The organism is Kribbella albertanoniae, assembly GCF_004348455.1.
In the GTDB taxonomy this organism is placed as follows: domain Bacteria; phylum Actinomycetota; class Actinomycetes; order Propionibacteriales; family Kribbellaceae; genus Kribbella; species Kribbella albertanoniae.
This window is the reverse complement of the sequence record NZ_SMKA01000034.1, coordinates 25307-46097: the sequence shown is the minus strand read 5'-3', so window position 1 is coordinate 46097 and position 20791 is coordinate 25307. Positions and strand designations below refer to the sequence as shown.

The following is a 20791-nucleotide window of genomic DNA, read 5'->3' as shown; positions in this document are numbered from 1 at the left end:
CGTTACCCCCGGTTCCCAGCTAACGTCCGAAGGATCGGAGGGCCTGCCTCCGCATGTTCGGACGTTACCCCCGGTTCCCAGCTAACGTCCGAAGGATCGGAGGGCCTGCCTCCGACTGTTCGGACGTTACCCCCGGTTCCCAGCTAACGTCCGAAGGATCGGAGGGCCTGCCTCCGACTGTTCGGACGTTACCCCCGGTTCCCAGCTAACGTCCGAAGGATCGGAGGGCCCGCCTCCGACTGTTCGGACGTTAGGGAACTTGCAGGGAACGGGTCGCCGGGCCTTCTTCCCCGAATCGGTTTGGGGAGGATTCGCGACGGATTCGGGGGGTGGATCCTCCCCACATCCCCCGCGTATGGCGCCGGCGCTCCCCGAACCGGCTTGGGGAGGAACCGCGTTTCGCGCTTCAATCACTCGGCCGACAAGGCGGTCGACTGCAAGCGCAAGGCGGGCCGAGCGGATGGCTGAGCCGGACGGCGAGGTCGGCGGTCAGAGGTGAACGAGGCTTGCGGTACGCCGCCAATACCTGCGCGACTGTGCTCGCTGACGGCTGTGGTTGCTGCCGACAATGACGAGGCCTTCTGCTGACCAGCCGCGGTGGTTCGACGCTGGCTGGGGTGCTGCATGCGGTTGTCCGACGCGGCTGGGGAGTCGTACCCCGCGAAAACGACGGGTAGAACTCCCCAGCCCGCGTGGCAACCAGCCGACCAGCCGAACCGCGTACACCTACTGGGGACCCCGGACACCGCACCAGATGTCCGAAGTCCCCAGTAGGTGACCGCAGTACACCCCGGCCCACCTGCACGCGGCCCAGCAGAGCGCCGTACCCGCAACGTCCGAAGGACCCGCAGGCCTGGTCCGCGGATCGTCGGACGTTAATCGCTGCTCGGGGCTAACGTCCGAAGGATCCGAGGGCGTGGTCTCCGGATCTTCGGACGTTGTGACGGGCAGGATGGGAAATCAGCCACACATCGCACAGAGAAGGGGTATCCGTTCGATGTGCTGGTTCTCCGCTCGAATAACGAGGGGAGAACCGGCAAGCTGAGCGGAGATCCCCTCATTTTCCGCGTGACCGCCACAGCCCGGGAGTCCAGCTGCGGGGATATCCCTCGAGCTGGGGGGTTGCCCATCGAAAATCTCAGGGGGCAACCCCCCATCTCGACAGGCAACCCCCGCTCGCGGGGCACGGGTGGGTCACTCGCGCGGGCCAGAAGGGCATCCGGGCGCCGGGCGCCCCGGGGAGATGTACAGGAACAGGACGTATACGCCGATCCGGGGCCGGCGCCGGCGGTGGTGAGCGTGCCGGCGACGGCAAGTAGACCTATACGTCCTGTCGGTCGGGGGATCGTCAGCACGCGTGGGCGGTGCGGCATCCGGGGGCGACGTCGGTAACGACACGTAGTAGTACCCGCCGAGGTGATCCGGCCGGCGGTCCGCAGGCGTGGGCGGCAGTCGGCAGGTCGACTACTACGTGTCGTTCGCGACTAAGAACAGGACGTATACGCCCACGAAGCCACCCGCCCAGCAACTCCCTGCGGGCAACTCCGTCTACGCAGACGGATACGTCCTGTCGGTCGGAAGATCCGTCGCTAAGGACATGTAGTAGTCGGCTGCTGGGAGATCAGGCAGGCGTGGATCGGGGTGCGGGGTCGCCGTGGGAGGGACATCTACGTGTTCTTATCGACGTGGCTCGCTAGGGTGCGGGCATGGGTGAACAGCGGGAGGCGGGGGACTTTCCGTATCGGTCGGAGTTGCTGGCTAGTTTGAGCGCGTTGATCCTGTTGTGGGAGTCGCCGGGGTTGCAGCGGGAGATTCTGACGGCGAGTGGGGAGCCGATCGACCAGCCGGCGCATCAGGCGTTGCGGCATCTGCTCGCCGGGCAGCCGCTGCGGGCCGGGGAGCTGGCGCAGGCGATGGGGACCGGGCCGTCGAACATCAGCAAGATCGTCAAGCGGCTGGAGGCCGGCGGGCTGGTGGCCCGCGAGACGGATCCGGACGACACCAGGTCGACCCGGATCACGTTGACCGAGGCCGGTACGGCGGCCGCCCGGCACATCTACGATCTCGGTGACGACATGATCGCGCAGGTACTGTCCCGCTGGTCGTCCCGCGACATCGCCCGATACACCGAGCTCACGAAACGCTTCACCACGGACGCGATCGCGGCCGCCGAGGAGATGCGCCGCAACGGCCTCACTCGCCGTACGGATTAGAAGTCGGCACCTCGCGAGAGCGCTTCGCCGGCCCGGATATCGGCCAGGTTCGCCTCGAGCGTGCCGACGGCCGCGTCGAAGCCGCCGCTGCCGAGGACCAGGCGATGCGGCGGTGACTCCAGCTCCATCGCACTCAGTACGGCGTCAACCCCGCGCACCGGATCGCCCGGCTGATTGCCGTCCTGCTCGATCATCGCCTGCCGCACCAAATCCAGCTGCGGCAGATAGGCATCGACGGTTTCGCGCAGCGGTTCATCGGCGAACCCCGCATACGCGCGCGTCCGGAACGCGCCCGGCTCAACCGCCAGCACCTTGATCCCGAACTCGGCCACCTCCTCCCGCAGCACCTCCGTCACACCCTCGAGCGCGAACTTCGCCGCCGAGTAATACCCGAACCCGCTGATCCCGCGCAGCCCCGCGACCGACGACATGTTCACGACCCAACCGCCGCCGCGCGCACGCATCCCCGGCAGCACCGCCCGCGTAACCGCCAGCACAGCAAAGAAGTTGAGCTCCATCGACCGCCGAATACCCTCCGCAGGCATCCCCTCGATCGACCCGTACCACCCACGCCCGGCGTTGTTCACCAGTACGTCGATGCCGCCGAACCGCGCTTCGGTAGTCGCCACCGCCGCCCGCACCTGCTCCTCGTCGGTCACGTCGACCTCGAGCACCAGCACGCGCTCGCCGTACGGCGATGCCCAGTCGGCCAGCTCGGCCGGGCGGCGCGAGGTGATCGCCACCCGCTCACCCCGAGCCAGCACGGCCGCCGCGAAGGTCAGCCCGAATCCACCCGGCGTCCCGCCGGTGATCAACCATGTTTTAGTGTCCATAGCGACACCATAAACTGTCCCCACCGACAATATCTGAGCGCAGACCTCGACCCAGGCGAAGACTGGGGAGAATCAGTCGCGGACGGGTTTGCCGGCTTTGATCTTGTTCCAGCGGCGGGTGCAGTACCAGAGGCCGATCCAGCCGAGGCCGAAGCCGGCGGCGGCGGCCCAGAGCCACCATTCGAGGCCATCGCGCTCGAGGGTGGAGCGGAAGAAGAGCAGCACGACGAAGGCGATCGCCCACAGGACGATGCCGACGATGACAGTGGGGATCCCGGACAGGTCGAGGGGTTTGACCTCGGCGTGCACCAGCTCGCCGCGGGCGAGCTGGCTGGTGGGGTCGGTGCGCTTCTTGGGCGCGGGCTGCTCCTCCGTCACGCCACCACCATAGACGCCCTGCCCGAAAGGGTTGCGGTTAGTGCTCGCTACCAGCGGGTCCGACCTGGCACCATGCCGTCATGAGCTCGTCCCAGGCCACGACGGCCCGCTCCGGATCGAATCCCTTCGACTCGTTCTTCAAGATCAGTGAACGGGGGTCCACGCTCGGCCGGGAGCTGCGCGGCGGCCTCGTCACGTTCTTCACGATGGCCTACATCGTGGTGCTGAACCCACTGATCATCGGCTCGGCCAAGGACGGTGACGGTCAGTTCATCGGTGGTGGACTCGACTCGGGTGCCGCCATCGCGAAGGTCGCGGTCACCACCGCCTTGGTGGCGGGCGTCGTCACGATCCTGATGGGGCTGGTGGCGAACTTCCCGCTGGCCCTGGCCACCGGGCTCGGCCTGAACGCGTTCATCGCGTTCAGCGTGGCGAGCAAGATGACCTGGGCCGACGCGATGGGCCTGGTGGTGCTGGAGGGTCTGGTCATCCTGCTGCTGGTCCTGACCGGCTTCCGAAAAGCTGTCTTCGAAGCCGTGCCGGTGCAGCTCAAGGTGGCGATCAGTGTCGGCATCGGCCTGTTCATCGCGTTCATCGGGGTCGTCGACGCAGGCTTTGTACGGCGACCAGGCGCGGCCGGCGGTCCCCCGGTCGAACTGGGTGTCGGTGGCAACCTTCGGGGCTGGCCGGTGCTGGTGTTCGTGGTCGGCCTGATCCTGATCATCACGTTGTACGCGCGCAAGGTGAAGGGCGCGATCCTGATCGGTATCGTCGCCGCGACGATCCTGGCGATCGTGGTCGAGGCGGTCGCGAAGGTCGGCGGCCGGACCCCGGAGAACCCGGGCGGCTGGGGCCTGAGCGTCCCGGCACTCCCGGACAAGGTGTTCACGACGCCGAACTTCGACCTGGTCGGTGAGTTCAACCTGTTCGGCTCGTTCGAGCGGGTCGGCCTGATCTCCGCGCTGTTGCTGATCTTCACGCTGATGCTGGCCGACTTCTTCGACACGATGGGCACGATGACCGCGATCGGCGCCGAGGCCGGGCTGCTGGACAAGGACGGCAACCCGCCGAACTCCCAGCGCATCCTGGTGGTCGACAGCGTCGCCGCAGCCGCCGGTGGCGCAGCCTCGGTCTCCAGCAACACGTCGTACATCGAGTCGGCGTCCGGTGTCGGCGAAGGCGCCCGGACCGGTCTGGCGAGTGTGGTGACCGGGATCTGCTTCCTGATCTCGATGGTGGTCGCACCGCTGGTCACCCTGGTGCCCTACGAGGCGGCGACGCCGGCTCTGATCCTGGTCGGGTTCCTGATGATGACCCAGGTGAAGGGCATCGACTTCGACGACATCGAGCTCGCGTTCCCGGCGTTCCTGACCATCATCCTGATGCCGTTCACGTACTCGATCACGGCCGGGATCGGCGCCGGTTTCGTCTCGTTCGTGATCCTCAAAGTCGTTCGCGGCAAGGCCCGCCAGGTGCACCCGCTGATGTGGATCGTCAGCGCCCTGTTCGTGCTCTACTTCGCGATCGGCCCGCTGTCGGACTGGCTGACCTGAGCCTGATCAATCGTTGCCGAAGGCACGCAGAAACGTCTGTACGGCGTTCTGCGTGACCTCGGTCAGTTCGGCCGCGGGCACCGGGCGGCTGCCCAGTCGCGACCGGGTCTCCAGCGGCGCGGTCAGTAGCGCTCCGAACTGTTCCGCGGCGACCGCCGGGTCGGTGAGCCGTAGTTGCCCCGCGAGTGCGAGCCGGGCGAAGCGATCGGCCAGGGCCTCGTTCACCTTGTCGGTGGCCCCCTCGCGGACGATGTCCTGCAGGTCCGGAAGGTTCTGGATCTCGGCCTGCAGCAGTCGCCGGCAGGCCTGGGACCGCTCGTCGCAGTAGCACTCGGCCAGCCGCAGCCCGACCTTGCTCAGAACCGCGGCGAGGTCCTCGGCGCCGGTCGGTAGCCGAAGCAGGTCCACCGCGGCGAGGTTGCGGGTGAGGGACTCCGCGGTGAGTGCGGCGACGGTCGCCCGGAACAGGCTCTCCTTGTCGCCGAAGTGGTTGTAGATCGTGTGCTTGGCGACCCCGGCCGCCGCGGCGACCGCATCCACGCTCGCCGGCCGGTACCCGTCCCGCGCGAACACGGTGAAGGCCGCGCCGAGGATCGCCTGCCGCTTGTCGATCCGTCCCCTCGTCACCGTCACCGCATCAGCCTACTGATGAACTGTTCGGTACGTTATATTGCACTGGCCAGTGCAATTCAGCAAAGGAGAGCTCATGTTCGTCAACGTGCTGAGGTTCCGGTTCAAGGAGGGTGTGACGGCCGAAGAGCAGGACGAGGTACTCACGGTGATGCGACGCACCGCGAGCCTGGAGTCGTCGGTGCTCGGGGTCGTCGGGGCGGACCTCGGTGACCCCGCCGAGGGATTCACCCACGCCTACCTGGCCGTGATCGCGGACCTCGACGCGTTCAAGCGCTACACCTGGGACCCGGTGCACCTGTCCGGCGACGAGGTCATCATGGACAAGCTGGAGAAGATGAGCGCGGTCCGGTTCAGCGATGACGATCCGGCGATCGGTCAGGCCATGTACGCCGAGGTCGCGGCCAAGCGGGAGCGGTTCCCGGTGTGGTCGAAGCGCGTCGGCGAGCTATTCGGCGAGGACTCGTTGGCGTAGTTCGAGGTAGTCGGCCCGGGCGATGAACAGATCCCGCAGTTCGGCGCTGACGTTGTCCAGGAACTCTTCGCGGTACGACGAATCCGTGAGCAGCGCGATCGAGTAGTAGAGCCCGGTGAAGTTGGCGATGCCGACGGCCACCTTCACCAGGCTCGCGGTCAGCACCATCTCGTGACCCATCAGCTGCAGCGGGATCGACCAGGACCCGGGCTCCACACCCCAGCCTTCGTAGATCTTCGTGTTGAAGGAGAGCAGGCCGAAGGCAATGAAGAACAGCCCGACGCCGGTGCTCACGACCAGGGCCTGAACCCACTGCCGGATCACCAGGTTGACGCTCAGGTTGAGTCGCTGGAGCCGGCGCAACGGCGGATCCGACTTCACGTCGTCCTCGATCGCGTCCAGTTCCTTCGGCAGCCGCAGCATCAGGAACAGTGTGCTCAGCACCGTGAACGCGACCACCTGCAGCACGATGAACGCTACCGGCATCCCGGAGAACACCTGCCACATCTCGGTGTTGATGAACAGCACCAGCGAGAACACCAGCAGCAGCGGCAAGGCCCGGATCAGACTGGCCAGCGAGTTCGCCAGCTCCCCGACGATCCGCCGCAGACTCCAGTACGTCGTCGCGATCAGCCCGTAGCCGACCACGACGTACACGGCTCCGACCAGCAACAAGTTGCCGATGGCAATCCCGAAGAACTGCGGCCACCTGTAGTCGGGGTACAGCGGGAACAACGCCGGCAGCAGCACGAAGACCGCCAGCTCCGGAAGGCCGAAGCGGGTCGGCAACGACCAGAAGGGCCGGCCCCGCAGCCCGTTGAGCACCCCGAACGCGCCGACCAGGATGGTCAGTCCCACAGCGGCGGCCAGGATGTTCTCGTACCAATCCCACGTCAGCTCGGTGGCGCCGAGCATCTCGGCCAGGAACACCAGCGTCAGCAGCGGCGCGGCCCGGTTGTAGATGTCGTGGGTCGGCGAGAAGTCCTCGATGAACAGCGGCAGCCCCGCCCGCCGGAACCGTCGTTCGTAGCGCACCAGCTCGCGCGGCGTTTCCATGGCAGCGAACTCTAGTGCCTCGCCCGGGGCAGCCGGGAATACCGTCAGGCGGAACGGCGTTATCCTTAGCAAAGGTAATGAGTTAAGGTAAGGAATATGCCGGAAGTCGTAGCACAGCAGGTGAAGAGTGATGTAGGGCTCGTAAGTGCCCTGCGGTCGTCGACGTTGCGGTTGTCGCGGCAGATTCGGCGTCAGCGCGAGCCCGGTCACGACCTGACCGCGAATCAGCTGGGCGTCCTCGGCGCGTTGTCGAAGCATGAGCTGATGACGATCGGCGAGCTGGCCGCCCACGAGCAGGTGAAGCCGCCGTCGATGACGCGCATCGTGTCGAACATGGAGGAGGCCGGCCTCGTCGTGCGGCGTCCTCATCCGACCGACAAGCGCCAGGTCACCGTGGAGCTGACCGGCAAGGCGGACGAGCTGATCCTTGCCAACCGCAAGCGCCGCGACGAGTGGCTGCACGCGAAGCTCAAACAACTGACCCCTGAGGAGCGCGACATCCTGCGTAAGGCAGCACCTGTTCTCGAGCGGCTGGCGGCCAAGTGAGTCCCACTTTCCGAGCCTTCCACGTCCGCAACTTCCGGCTGTATGCCACCGGCGCGATCGTCTCGAACGTCGGCACCTGGATGCAGCGGGTCGCGCAGGACTGGCTGGTGCTCGAGCTCACCCACTCCGGTACGGCGCTCGGCATCGTCACGGGCCTCCAGTTCGCCCCGGCGCTGCTGATCGGCCCGTACGCCGGTCTCGTCGCCGACCGTTTCCCCAAGCGCAAGCTGCTCCAGATCACCCAGGTCTGGATGGCGATCGCCGCGCTCACCCTGGGTGGCCTGACCGTCACCGGCCTGGTCGAGCCGTGGCACGTCTTCGTGATCGCCTTCCTCTTCGGGATCGGTACGGCGTTCGACGCCCCCGCCCGCCAGTCGTTCGTGGTGGAGATGGTCGGCCGCGACGACCTGTCCAACGCCGTCGGGCTGAATTCGGCCTCCTTCAACGCGGCCCGCCTGATCGGCCCCGGTCTGGCCGGCCTGCTGATTCACTGGATCGGCACCGGCCCGGTCATCATCATCAACGGGGTGAGCTACGCCGCGGTGATCCTGTCGCTGCGCCTGATGCGCACCTCCGAGCTGCACACGCCCAAGGTCGCGGCCCGCGACAAGGGGATGATCCGCGACGGCATGCGCTACCTATGGCGTCGTCCTGATCTGATGATGGTCCTGGTCACGGTCGCCTTCGCCGGCATGTTCGGGCTGAACTTCCAGCTCACGTCGGCGTTGATGGCCGTCGAGGCCTTCCACAAGGGCGCGGGGGAGTACGGGATTCTCGGCTCGATCCTCGCGATCGGTTCGCTGGCCGGCGCGCTGCTGGCCGCCCGCCGGGTCCGGATCCGCGCTCGGATGGTGATCGGTGCCGCGATCGCGTTCGGTCTGCTGGAGGTCGTGAGCGCGATCATGCCGACGTACCTGACCTTTGCACTGATCCTCCCGCTGGTCGGCCTGGCGTCGCTGACCATGCTGACCACCGCGAACGCGACCATGCAGCTCAGCATCGAGCCGACCATGCGCGGCCGGGTGATGGCGCTCTACATGACGGTCCTGATGGGCGGTACGACGATCGGTTCGCCGCTGATCGGGTTCGTCGGGCAGGAGCTCGGCGCGCGCTGGGCGCTGATCGTCGGCGGCGGTCTGACCACGCTCGGCGCGATCGGTTCGGTGCTGTACTTCTCGCACCGCCGCGGCATCTCGATCCGCCCGCGGCTGCTCCCGCGTCCGCGGCTCGAGATCCTCCCGCAGTCCGAGCTGCTCGCCGACAAGGCCGTCGTCGAGACCGGCCCGGTCAAGGATCCCCGGGTCGCCTGAGCCCGGGGATTGTCCGGTGGGCGTTGAAGACTCACCGAATCCGTAGCCACTTGGGCGGATCCTTTCTAAGCTGTGCGCCACCTGGGTAACCCGCCCGCCCAGGAGGACGGAGCCTCGGAATGCCGCCTGCGCGCGCCTTCTGGCTGCTGCTGAGTGGCTACACCGCCTCCTCGTACGGCAACTACCTGAACCTGGTCGCCCTCGGGCTGTTCAGCTACCACTGGTCGCAGAGCACGTGGGTCACGGGCGCGGTGATGGCGATCCGGCTCGGCTCCGGGTTCCTGGCCGGGCTGATTTCCGGCCGGGTCCTGCTCCGGCTGCCGCGCCGGCCACTGCTGGTCGGCCTCGACCTGCTGCAGGCGACGGCCATGGTGGTGCTGATCCTGGCACCGAGTCTGGTCACGCTGGTGGCGGTGGCGCTGGTCCTCGGGTTCGGCAACACCACGTTCGTGGTTGCGCTGCGCAGCGCGATCCCGGAGCTGGTCGGTGCGGATCAGCGGGCCCGGGCCAATGGGCGGCTGGTGACCGGGCGGTCGCTGGCCAGCGTTTTCGGCTTCGGTACGGCGGCGTTGGTGATCGACCTCGGCGGCTACGACCTGGCCTTCGGGGTGAACGCTGCGTCGTTCCTGGTCTCGGCGATTCTGCAGTCCTTCGTGACCTGGCCCGCTCAAAGCTCGCCCGAGCCGGCCGAGGGTCGAGTGGAGCCCGTGCAGGGACGGTGGCCGTGGCAGTATCTGCCGGCGTTGATCGTCGGGATGATCGCCGTACGGGGTGTCGATGCGCTCGCCTCCGCCGGGCACAATGTCGCGCTGCCCATCTATGCCACCCTCACCGCGCCGGACAACCCCGCCGCCGTGAGTGCGCAGTTCTTCACCGCCTGGGCGATCGGCAGTGTGAGCGCCCATCAGCTGGTCAGCAGGTTCCTGAAGCGGCTCGAACACCGGGCGTTCGCCGCGGCCACCTGCGCGATGTCTGTGTGTTTCGTGCTTGCCTTCACGGGGTTGCCCGCGGCCGGCCTGATCGCGGTCGCGTTCCTGGCCGGCATCGCCGACGGAGTGAGCGAGATCGGCTACCTGTCGACCTTGCAGAGCCGGCCCGAGCATCAGCGGACCCGGGTCTTCGGGTTGTCCGCGAGCGTGGAGAACTCCGCCTTCGCGGGCGGCATGCTGCTCGCCGGCGGCCTGCTCGACGTGCTGCCGGTGTTCCCGGTCGTCGCCGGTCTGCACGCGGTCGCGGTGACCGGCGTACTGATGTTTCTGCTGTTGTCGAGTGGGCTGTTCCCGAGGAGGCATCATGGTGAACTCGTCGATCCTGCACGGCCCCCGGCTGGTGCCGACCGCGGCTGATTCGCCCGATGCGGTTCAGGCGCTGCTGCGGGCCGCCGCCGAGTTCCCAACGGCCGGAGCCCGGACGCCCGCCGGGCTAGTGACCTACCCGGAGCTGCTCGACCGAGCCCGACGGATTCTGACCGGCCTGCGGGAGCGCGGTGCCACGTCCGGTGACGCGGTGATCCTGCACGGGCTCGCGGCGGAGGACTTCTTCGGAGCGTTCTGGGCGTGCGTCCTCGGGGGGATGCGGCCTGCACCGATCAGCGATCCGGCGGCGATCGGACGCCTTCGTCATACCTGGGAGCTGCTGGAAGAGCCACTGATCCTGACCGATCGCACGCTTGAGCTGCCGACGGTGGCAGTGGCCGATCTCGTCGGCCTGGAGCCGGCCGAGGAACTGCATCAACCAGAGCCGTACGACGTCGCCGTACTGATGCTGTCGTCGGGCAGCACCGGCGCACCGAAGGCCGCTGCGCTCACGCACCAGGCGCTCGCCGAGTTCGCGATGGGATCGCGGCTGCTCCTCGACCTGCGGCCCGGCGAGACCATGCTCAACTGGCTGCCGCTGGATCACAGCGGCGCGCTGCTGCTGTACCACGTGCTGCCGGTGTTCGTCGGGGCAACGGGAATGCATCTGCCGACGGCCGACGTACTCGCGAATCCCCTGCTCTGGTTGGAGAAAGTCGCGCAGTTCCAGGTCCAGCACACCTGGTCGCCGACGTTCGGACTGCAGCTGGTGGCCGATGCGTTGACGGCTGGTACGACGCCCGATCTGAGGAGCGTTCGGTCACTCGTGTCCGGAGGCGAGCAGATCGTCCTCCCCGTCGTCGACCGGTTCTTCGCGGCCACGGCCGGGTCGGGGATCGAGCGGTCCTGCTTCCGGCCGGCGTGGGGAATGGCCGAGACGACCACCGCGATCACCGTCGGCCGCTTGACCGACGAGGGCTGCGTGGTTCGGGTGCTCAAGTCGTCGTTGAACGGTGAGTTGCAGCTCGGGGGCCCGAACGAGCCGGACAGTTCGACGTTCATCGCTGTCGGCGCGCCGGCGCCGGGTTCGTCGATCCGGGTCGTTGATGCGAACGACGACGTACTGCCGGAACTCCACATCGGCCGGCTGCAAGTGAAGTCCAACCGCGTCACTCCTGGGTATGCGAACAACGCCGCTGCGACGGCGGCTGCATTGCCGGATGGCGAGTGGCTGCGGACGGGGGACCTGGCCTTCGTGGCCGATGGGCAAGTGGTGTTCACCGGCCGCGAGGGCGACACCGTAGTGGTCAACGGCAACACGGTGTTCTGCCACGAGATCGAGGGTGTGGCGGCAGCGGCGGCAGGCATGAACCTGCACTCGGTCGGGGCGTGCGGGATCCCCAACACGGCGACCGGGACCGAGGACCTGGTGGTCTTCGTCGAGGCGGGCGACGCGGTGAAATCGGCGGTCCAGGCGGCCGTGTTCGAGCGACTACGGCTGACGGCGGACGTGGTCGTCGTACCGGCGGGCGAGTTTCCGCGGACTGCGAGCGGGAAGGTTCGCCGTACCGAGTTGCGCGAGCGGTACCTCCAAGGCCGGTACGACGGCCGCCCAGCCACAGCTCGTGAAGTGGTGGCCGAGGTCAGCCGGTTGCTGGCGGAGTTGGCGGGGCGGCCGGTGGATGCGGACGTGCCGTTCTACGAGCTGGGGTTGACGTCGATCAAGCTGACGCGGCTGCGGGCGATCGTGGCCGAGCGCTTCGGGATCGACGTACCGGCGACGGTTCCGTTCGAGTACCCGACGGCGGCGGCGTTGGCTGGCTGGATCACCGGTGCTGAACCGCATGATGTGGACGGTGCGGTCGCAGACAGTGCGGATCGCCGGGTAGCGATCGTCGGCATGGCCGCGCGGTTCCCCGGGGCGCGGACGATCGGCGAGTTCTGGACCAACCTGTGTGGGGGAGTGGACAGCGTGTCCACTGCCGGTGCCGCGGACGGGTGGGTGCGCGCGGGTGGAGTGCTCGACGATGCGGAGGCGTTCGACGCGGCGTACTTCGGGTTGTCGCCGAAGGAGGCCGCGCTCACCGAACCGGCTCATCGGCAGTTCCTGGAGGTCGCCTACGAGGCCTTGGAACACGGGGGTTACGCGGACTCGGCCGGGCAACGGATCGGTGTCTACGCCGGCTCGGGAATGAACCTCTACGGACACCAGGATCTGCTGAACTCGCCTGCCGGCGACCGGCCCGACGATGTGCCGACCGCGATGCAGGCAACGATCGGTACCACGGCGGACTTCCTCGCCAGCCGGGTCGCGTACCGGCTCGGGCTGACCGGGCCCGCGATCGGAGTTCAGACCGCGTGCTCGACGTCGCTGGTCGCCGTACACCTGGCTGTTCAGGCGTTGCTTGCATCCGATACGGATCTCGCGCTGGCGGGTGCGGCGGCGGTTCGGTTGCCGCAGGACGCGGGGTACCGGTACGTGCCGGGGTCGATCCTGTCGCAGAGTGGGCACTGCCGGCCGTTCGATGCGGAAGCGGACGGGACGGTTGGCGGGAACGGTGTCGCGGCGGTGTTGCTGAAGCGGCTGGACCGCGCGATCGCCGATGGGGACACGATTCACGGCGTGATCCTCGGCAGCGCGGTGAACAACGACGGGACGAGCAAGGTCGGATTCACCGCGCCGAGCGTGTCAGGCCAGGCGGAGGTTGTACGGCGGGCGCTGGAGCGAGCTGGTGTCGGTGCCGAGACGATCTCGTACGTCGAAGCGCACGGAACGGGGACTGCGCTGGGGGATCCCGTGGAGGTCGCGGCGCTTTCCCAGGTCTTCGGTTCACCGCGTCCGGCGAAATGTGCGCTGGGATCGGTCAAAGCGAATGTCGGGCATCTGGATTCGTGCGCGGGGATGGCCGGCCTGATCAAGACCGTGCTGATGCTGCGGCACGGTCAGCTGGTCCCGACGATCAACCTGAGCCGGCCGAATCCGGAGCTGCGGATCGAGACCAGCCCCTTCGAGCTGGTCACGTCGACCCGCGACTGGCCGGCCGGTGCAGGGCCTCGCCGGGCAGGCGTCACTGCGCTGGGGGTTGGCGGGACCAACGCGCACGTCGTACTGGAGGAACCGCCCTCCGCTGCTGGCCCGGTCAGTGCGGGCGAGGCGGTGGTTGTGCCGGTGTCGACGACGTCGGCGGCTGCTCTTGAGCAGCTGGTTGGTTCGCTGCGGGACGAGTTGGTGGCTGCGCCGAATCTGGCAGCGGCTGATGTCGCGACCACGTTGGCGCTTGGGCGGCGGCACCATCCGCATCGGGTCGCAGTGGTCGGCACCGATGCGAGTTCGCTCGCCGCCGCGCTCAGTCAGGTGACGGTCTCGGAGCCGGGTGTGCCAGGCCCGTTGGCGTTCGCGTACTCGGGCCAGGGAGCGTCGTACCCAGGCATGTCCGATTGGCTCGCCGCGCGGTTCGAGGTGGCGCGTGGGGTGTTCGACGAGGTGGCGCAGGTACTGGGGGAGGACGTCCTCGATAGTGAGCGGGACGAACTCGGTCAGATCAGGCTGTTCGCGAACCAGGTGGCCTGGACAGAGGTCTGGCGGGCGCTTGGCGTCGTACCGGACGTGGTCATCGGCCACAGCGCTGGCGAGTACGCCGCTCTGTACGCGGCCGGCGGGCTGTCGCTGGCCGATGGAGTGCGGCTGATGGCACGACGCGGTGAGCTGATGTGCACGCGGATGCAGCTGGGCGCGATGATCGCCGTCGCCGTCGACCACGCGGCGGGGGAGAAGCTCGCTGCCGAGTGCGGCCTGGAAGTTGCCGCGGTCAACGGTCGGGACCGGTTGGTGCTGTCAGGTGCTGAGGAGCTGATGTCCGCAGCGGCCGAGATCCTGGACCGCAGTGGGGTGAGCTGGCGCCGCATGCCGGTCAGCCTGGCGTTCCATTCCGCCCTGGTCGAGCCAGTACTGGACGACCTTCTCGCAGCCGCCGAGCAGTTCGCTTTCCAGCCCCTCACCACGCCGTTCTTCAGCGGCCTCGATGGCTCACTCCGCACTCACGTGAACAGCCAGTACGTCGTGGACCAGGCGCGCCGGCCAGTCCGCTTCGACCTCGCCGCCACCGCCGCAGCTGAGTACGGCGCCTCCCGCTTCCTGGAGCTGGGCCCCGACACAACCCTGAGCCCACTGGGCCGCCGAGTCGCACCCGACACCACCTGGCTCGCGACCCAGCGCCAAAACTCCACAACCCAGTTCGCCGAAACAGCAGCCACCCTCTACCGCACCGGCACCCCCCTCACCTGGAGCGCGATGACCACCGGCCGCCGAATCCCTCTCCCCGGCCACCCCCTCACAAGGACTGCCGGCCCGGCTGTTCCGGAGGAGAGCGCCGCCCCGGCTGCTCCAGACGCTCCAGACGGGAGTGCGGTGCTTGGGAAGCTTCGGGAGCTGCTGGCGCCGGTGCTCGGGGTGCAGGCGGACGACATCGCTCCGGACGTGTCGTTCCTGAGCCTCGGCGCAGACTCCCTCTCGCTCATGCGCCTGGTCGGCGACCTGACCGACACCTTCGGCGCCACCGTTCCCATGCGCTCCCTCTTCGGCGACGTCGACACCCTCACCAAACTCGCCAACCACCTCACCACCTCGACAACCTTCAACCCACCTCAGCCACCCGCACCTGCCACGCAGCCCCCGCCACCTGCACTCACCACTCAGCCCCAGCCGTCCGCACCCGCCGCTCCGCTTCAGCCGGCTGCGGTCAGCGCCCCGGGCCAGCCGGTTGCCAACCTGCAGCAGGTGGTTGACCGGCAGCTCACTTTGGCCGAGCGCATGATGGATCGGCTCACCAATCTCATGTCCGAGCAGCTGGCTGCCCTCAGTGGCAGTCCGGCGACCACCACACCCGTCGTACCGACTCAAGAGGCGCCACGGCAACCACTTACGACACCGCCGCCCACCGCCACCACCCAGCAGACCAGTTGCGACTTCAGCCTGTACTTCTTCGGCGACTACCCCGACTCCGCCGCCCACGACAAGTACGGCCTCATCCTCAGCGCCACCGAGTTCGCCGACCAGCACAACTTCCACTCCGTCTGGCTCCCCGAGCGGCACTTCCATTCCTTCGGCGCACTCTTCCCGAACCCCTCCGTCCTGGCCGCCGCCCTCGCCACCCGAACCACCCGCATCCGCCTCAACGCAGGCTCAGTCGTCCTCCCGCTGCACCACCCGATCCGGGTCGCCGAGGAGTGGTCCGTCGTCGACAACCTCTCCGGTGGCCGCGTCGGACTGTGCATCGCCAGCGGCTGGCACGCCCGCGACTTCGTCCTCGCACCCGATGCCTACGGCAACCATCGCACCGAGATGTACGACCGCCTCGACACCGTCCGCCGCCTGTGGACCGGGGAGACCATCACCGCAACGGCCGGCAACGGTGAACCCACCGAGATCCAGCTCCACCCCCGGCCGATCCAACCCGAGCCTCCACTGTTCACCGCCGTCGTCGGCAACCCCGAGTCGTACAAACTCGCTGCCCGCAACGGTCTCGGCGTTGTCACCAACCTGATGGCGCAATCGGTCGAGGACCTCGCCGCCAACATCGCCCTCTACCGCTCCACCCGCGCCGAGCACGGCCTCGACCCCGCCGCGGGCCGGGTAGTCGTCCTCCTGCACACCTACCTCGGCGACGACCTCGAGGCGGTCCGGGCGGCGGCGTACCAGCCGTTCTGCGACTATCTCCGCTCCTCGCTCTCCCTCTTCGGACAGGTCACGAACAGCCTCGGATTCCAGATCGATCTGGAGAAGACCGCCCCCGACGACGTCGACTTCCTCCTCGGCCAGGCCTATCAGCGGTACTGCGAATCGCGCGCCCTGATCGGTACGCCGGACACTTCCCGCGCGATCGTCGACCAGCTGATCGCGATCGGCGTGAACGAGGTCGCCTGCTTCGTCGACTTCGGCCTGAACCCGGACCAGGTCATGCACAGCCTGTCCGCAGTCGACGGACTCCGCGCCGAGTACGTCGACCGCCGGCCCTCGACCGACGACCCGGTCGAGCAAGGCCGCGCGCTGACACCACCCGAGCAGCGGATCTGGTTCCTGGAACAACTGAACCCAGGAGCGAACACCTACCACGAACCGAAGGCGATCGAGCTCCGCGGCCCGCTGGATCCGACTGCCCTCCGTGCCGCGCTGCAGCGGGTCGTCGACCGTCATCCCGCCCTCCGAACAGAGTTCCGGGACATCGACGGCGAGCCCCGGGCTTACGTCAGACCGACCGCCCGCATCGACTGTCCGCTGGTAGATGCTGAAGGCAACGACCTCCAATCCCTGCTGTACGACGTTCGCCTCGGCGAGCTGGATCTCGGGAGCGCTCCACTGGTTCGGGCCCGGCTGGTCCGCCTCGCTGAGGACCACCACGTTCTGCTTCTGGTCGGCCACCACATCGTCTGGGACGCCGCGTCCACCCCGGTCGTCGTCCGCGACCTCGGCACCTACTACCAAGCCTGGCCTACTGACCCCGGCCTGCCTCCTGCCGTCGACGGTCTTCGGGAAAACGCCTCGAAATCAGCGGACGCGGCCTTCTGGCTGGCCGAGCTCGACGGCGCTCCAGAGCTCCGGCTCCCCACCGACCGACCGCGCTCGCAGACCTGGACCGCCGCCACCGGCCGCTCGCTGACCAAGACTCTGGACAGCTCGCTCAGCGTGCGGGTCAGCTCCTTCGCTGCGAGCGAGGGCGTCACCGTTTTCAGCGTGCTGCTAGCCGGCCTAGGGGTGGTGCTGTCCCGCTTCAGCGGACAACGCGACTTCGTCATCGGCACCGGCGTATCCGGCCGCGACCGGACAGCGACGGACGCCGTCGGCATGTTCATCGACACCCTCCCGCTCCGCCTCCGCCTCCCCGAAGATGCCAGCTTCACCGAGCTGGCTCGCTCGTTCGGTCTGGCCATGATGGATGCGGTCGACCATCGCGACGTACCGTTCGAGCAGATCGTTGCCGAGCTCAACCCGGACCGCTCCGCGGGCCGCAATCCGTTGTTCGGTGTGATGGTCGAGTTCGAGCGGGGAGCCGACGAGGTCACGTTCGCACCCGATGTCTCGGTCGCGCTCCTGGATCTGCCGAGCGAGCGCGCGCCGATGGACCTGATGCTGTACCTGACCGCTCCACCGACGGGGATCGAATGCGTCGTGGAGTACGACACGAACCTGTTCGACGAAACCACCATCAAGCGGCTGCTGGACTATCTCGAGCTGACACTCGAGGGTGCTCTCGGCGAGCAAGACCTGGTGTTGTCCAGCGCGGACGAGCAACTGCTGCCTGAGCTGGAAGGCGAGCCGGGCGCAGCGCCGGAGTACTGCCTGCACGAATTGTTCGAGCATCAGGTCGCGCTGAACCCACTGGCGGTCGCCCTCTCCGGTGACTTCGGGGAGCTGACCTATGCCGAACTCGATCAGCGGGCGAACGACGTCGCCGCCGCGCTGATCGAGTTCGGGGTCGGCCCGGGGGAGCTGGTCGCCTGCTGTCTTCCGCGCGGGATCGAGCAGATCGCCGTACTGCTCGGGGTTCTCAAGTCCGGCGCCGGCTATCTGCCGCTCGATCCTGAAACGCCAGCGGATCGGCTGCGGTTCCTCCTGGAGGATGCTCGCCCGATGGCTCGCGTGACCTGCGCGGGGATGCCGGAGCTGGGGGAGGGGCCGACGCTTCGCCTGGAAGATCTCGTACGTGCGGCACCGGTCGCGGCGAAGGTCGGGCCCGGCGATCTCGCGTACCTGATGTACACCTCCGGGTCGACCGGCAGACCGAAGGGCGTGCTGGTCCCACACCGCGGCCCGGTGAACCACATCCAGGGCTACCTCGCGACCCATCCGCCCACCAGGACCCTGCAGTGGGTCTCGCCGACGTTCGACGTCAGCATGCATGAGATCTTCACGACGTTCGCTGCGGGCCAGACGCTGGTCCTGATCGACGACGACAGCCGGTACGACCCCGCCGAACTCGCCGGGAAGATCCGCCGGTACGACGTTGCGCGGATCGCGATGCCGTTCAGCGCCGTGCACGCGTTGCTCGCGACCAGGCCCGAGCTGCCGTCGCTGCGGGAGATCTACTCGGCCGGCGAGGCGACGACACCAGGTGCTGCCGAGCACGAGTTCCTCTCCGCTCATCCGGAATGCGTTCTGTACAACGGATACGGCCCGACCGAGTCGTCGATCATCGTGACCGAGCACCGGGTTGATCCGGGCGAGACCCAGCCACCGATCGGACGGCCGATCGATGGAGTCCGGGTTCGCCTGCTCGACGCGGATGGCTGGCCGGCACCGATCGGAGCGGTCGGCGAGATCTGTGTCGGAGGGGTGTGCGTCACCGACGGCTATCTGAACCGACCGGCCGAGACTGCCACGGCGTTCTTCGCGCCCGGCTGGTACGCGACCGGCGACCTCGGGCGCTGGCGAGCCGACGGGACGCTGGAATTCCACGGGCGGGTCGACGACCAGGTCCAGCTTCGCGGCATACGGATCGAACCGGGCGAGGTACGGGCGGCGATCCTGGACTATCCAGACGTGAGTGCGGCTGCTGTGGTGGTCATCGACGGCGAGCTGGTCGGGTACACGGTCGGTGGTGTCGACCACGGCAAGCTGACGGACTACCTCGCGGAGCGGTTGCCGCGGTATCTGGTGCCGCGCCGATGGGTGTCCCTGGAGCAGTTGCCGTTGACAACCACTGGCAAGCTCGACCGGAAATCGTTGCCGGCGCCGACAATCGGCCAGGTGAAGGTGCCCCCGGCAACAGCAGCGGAGACGGCAGTTCATGCTGTGTGGTGCGAGGTGCTGGAACGTAACGACCTCGGCGTGACCGATTCCTTCTTCGAGCTGGGCGGGCACTCCCTCCTCGCTGTCCGTCTGCTGAATCGGTTGCGGGAGGCAACGGCTACCGATCTGACGCTGACCGAGTTCTTCCGCGCGCCCACCATCCGCGCCCTCGCGGCACAGGCCGGACCAGAGGTTGCACCGGTGACGTTTGCTCAGCGACGGGCGCTTCAGCGGCATCGAGGCCGGGCAGACGGCTCGATCTACACCAGCCTCGGCAGGGTCGACATCACGGGCGCTCTCGATCCGGAGCGGCTGCGACGCGCATTGCAGGAGCTGGCGCAACGTCATGGTGCGTTGCGGACCAGGGTCCTCGAGGATCGGCAGGAAGTACTGGCGAGCGTGGCAGTCGCGCTACCGGTAGAGGATCTGCCGGACGACGAGGAGCGGATCCGGGACTGGTGTCTCGCGACCGCGAAGCCGGCGATCGAGCCGGGCGAGGCGCCACTCTGGCGGGTCCGGCTCGGGCGGGTAGCCGCGGATCGATGGGTCCTGGTGCTGGCGATTCACCACCTCATCTTCGACGGCTGGTCGCAGGGCTTGTTCTGGTCGGAACTGTCCGCCTTGTACCGGGGCGAGGAGCTGACCGGGCCGGACGCCCAGTACGCCGACTATGCCCGCTGGGAACAGGAAACCCTGACCGGAACCAACCGGGCGAAACTCGAAGCCTTCTGGCGAGACGAACTCGCGGGAGCCACAGTTCGCCCGGCGCTTCCGATCGATCACCCGCGTCCCGCCGTACTGTCGGGCCGTGGTGCCACCCACCACGTGGATCTGCCGAGCGAGCTGACCAAGGCGCTCCGATCGGCCGCGGCCGCCGCCGGGACCACGCCGTACATCCTGATCGCGACCGCTTTCGCCGAGTGGATGGGAGGGCTCTGCGGCCACGAAGAAGTCGTCCTGCCGGTGTCCAGCGCTCGACGCCGGCATACCGACCACGAGGGGATCATCGGGTATCTCGGCGAAGCCGTCCTCGTCCGAGTCAGGCTCGATGCCGACGACCTGGTTGCCGAGACGGCCAGGTCGGTCTACTCCGCCCTCGACCATGAGGCGCTACCGCTGGCCGAGGTCGTCCGCGTCGCACTCCCGCACGAGGCCGGCCTGCCCTACCCAGCCGTCCTCTTCACCGTGATCACCAACCCACCCGCCAGCTTGACTCTCCCGTTCGGCGAGTTCGCTGTCCGCTCACAACCCTCCGCCGATCAGGCCCGAACCGAGCTGTACGTCGTCTTCACCCTCACCGAGACCACGTTCACCCTGGACCTCGAGTACTCCACCGACCTCTTCACACCGTCCACCATCACCTCCTGGGCCGCCGCGCTGATCAACCACCTGACCAACCGATGCTGACCGATCAAGCCCAACCCCGGTCAGTCAGTGCGCGCCCCTGCGATATCCCGTTCCCCCACAACGTCCGAAAGACCGGAGGGCCCGCCTCCGGACGTTCGGACGTAAATCACACCCGTTACCTTCTTCGTGCGCCGTGAACAAGCGGTGTCTGGTCGCCGGGCCTGGTATGACTTACTGCCCCTGTCGTGTGCATGATCCGGGGGGTGTTGTCGCCAGGTCTGGTGGCGTTGGTTGACCGCTGATAGGGACAGGGCCACCGATGGGTAGGTCTCTTCGTAACGTGGGTGCCGGCATCCTTCGCCTGATCTGG

Annotated in this window: 11 protein-coding genes; 7 read left to right on the top strand and 4 right to left on the bottom strand. The window is 67.8% G+C overall.

Annotated features, from left to right (window positions below):
• The first annotated feature begins 1706 nt into the window (after positions 1–1706).
• Positions 1707–2213 carry a MarR family winged helix-turn-helix transcriptional regulator gene (locus E1261_RS11175; RefSeq protein ID WP_132405539.1) on the top strand — a complete coding sequence of 169 codons (507 nt, stop codon included), beginning with the start codon at positions 1707–1709 and terminating at the stop codon, positions 2211–2213.
• Here E1261_RS11175 and E1261_RS11170 read toward each other — a convergent pair.
• Together E1261_RS11170 and E1261_RS11165 are read right to left on the bottom strand one after the other, a co-directional pair.
• Entirely contained in the window at positions 2210–3046 is an 837-nt protein-coding gene (locus E1261_RS11170; protein ID WP_132405537.1) for an SDR family NAD(P)-dependent oxidoreductase, read from the bottom strand. The two genes, E1261_RS11175 and E1261_RS11170, sit on opposite strands and share 4 nt — an antisense overlap.
• A gap of 72 nt (positions 3047–3118) precedes the next feature.
• A complete protein-coding gene (locus E1261_RS11165; RefSeq protein WP_132405535.1) occupies positions 3119–3424 on the bottom strand; it encodes a DUF2530 domain-containing protein in 306 nt (101 codons plus the stop codon).
• Between the two features lie 80 nt (positions 3425–3504).
• Here E1261_RS11165 and E1261_RS11160 point away from each other — a divergent pair, with 80 nt between their 5' ends.
• Positions 3505–4977: an NCS2 family permease gene (locus E1261_RS11160; RefSeq protein ID WP_132405533.1), complete on the top strand. Its 1473-nt coding sequence runs from the start codon at positions 3505–3507 to the stop codon at positions 4975–4977.
• Between the two features lie 6 nt (positions 4978–4983).
• Here E1261_RS11160 and E1261_RS11155 read toward each other — a convergent pair whose 3' ends face one another.
• The gene (locus tag E1261_RS11155; RefSeq protein ID WP_132405531.1) at positions 4984–5610 is read right to left on the bottom strand and encodes a TetR/AcrR family transcriptional regulator; all 627 of its coding nucleotides are present in this window, start codon (positions 5608–5610) and stop codon (positions 4984–4986) included.
• A 73-nt stretch (positions 5611–5683) separates the two neighbouring features.
• Here E1261_RS11155 and E1261_RS11150 point away from each other — a divergent pair, with 73 nt between their 5' ends.
• Positions 5684–6082: a Dabb family protein gene (locus E1261_RS11150; protein WP_132405529.1), complete on the top strand. Its 399-nt coding sequence runs from the start codon at positions 5684–5686 to the stop codon at positions 6080–6082.
• Here the strand turns inward: E1261_RS11150 and E1261_RS11145 are convergent.
• Positions 6056–7138 carry a hypothetical protein gene (locus tag E1261_RS11145; protein WP_132405527.1) on the bottom strand — a complete coding sequence of 361 codons (1083 nt, stop codon included), beginning with the start codon at positions 7136–7138 and terminating at the stop codon, positions 6056–6058. The genes E1261_RS11150 and E1261_RS11145 overlap by 27 nt on opposite strands.
• Before the next feature lie 96 nt (positions 7139–7234).
• Between E1261_RS11145 and E1261_RS11140 the strand changes: the two genes are divergently transcribed.
• The 4 genes from E1261_RS11140 to E1261_RS11125 all read left to right on the top strand — a co-directional run bounded on the left by E1261_RS11140 (position 7235) and on the right by E1261_RS11125 (position 20481).
• Entirely contained in the window at positions 7235–7684 is a 450-nt protein-coding gene (locus tag E1261_RS11140) for a MarR family winged helix-turn-helix transcriptional regulator (RefSeq protein ID WP_132405525.1), read from the top strand.
• Positions 7681–8994 carry an MFS transporter gene (locus E1261_RS11135; RefSeq protein ID WP_132405523.1) on the top strand — a complete coding sequence of 438 codons (1314 nt, stop codon included), beginning with the start codon at positions 7681–7683 and terminating at the stop codon, positions 8992–8994. Before E1261_RS11140 ends, E1261_RS11135 begins: the two co-directional genes overlap by 4 nt.
• A 119-nt stretch (positions 8995–9113) precedes the next feature.
• Entirely contained in the window at positions 9114–10340 is a 1227-nt protein-coding gene (locus tag E1261_RS11130; protein ID WP_132405521.1) for an MFS transporter, read from the top strand.
• Positions 10288–20481, top strand: coding sequence for a non-ribosomal peptide synthetase/type I polyketide synthase (locus E1261_RS11125; protein WP_132405519.1), 10194 nt, complete (start codon positions 10288–10290; stop codon positions 20479–20481). The genes E1261_RS11130 and E1261_RS11125 overlap by 53 nt, the downstream gene beginning before the upstream one ends.
• Positions 20482–20791 lie beyond the last annotated feature (310 nt).